The sequence below is a fragment of the Mesorhizobium sp. M1A.T.Ca.IN.004.03.1.1 genome (assembly GCF_003997555.1).
Lineage (GTDB): Bacteria > Pseudomonadota > Alphaproteobacteria > Rhizobiales > Rhizobiaceae > Mesorhizobium.
In genome coordinates, this window is record NZ_RZTV01000815.1 from 1 (window position 1) to 248 (window position 248).

Annotated in this window: 1 pseudogene; it reads left to right on the plus strand. The window is 66.1% G+C overall.

What is annotated here, in order from left to right:
* Positions 1-248, plus strand: a pseudogene (locus EOD29_RS33930) (chemotaxis protein CheA); the annotation flags it as partial.

Consider the following 248-nt stretch of genomic DNA (forward strand, 5'->3'; position numbering starts at 1 on the left):
GCGCTGGCTCCGACGGAACTCCACATTTCCTGGGACGTGACGCTGACCAGCGAACAGGACCGCTCGGCGATCGACGACGTCTTCATCTTCGTGCTCGATGACATGGAACTCAGCGTCGAGGAGATCGACGCGTCGGCAGCGGCAACCGCCGCTCCGGTCGAGGAAAAGGCTGCACCTGCCCCTGTCGCCGCAGCATCGGCGGCCCCCGTTTCACCGACCACTGTCGCGGAGTTCCGTCCCGTCGAGGC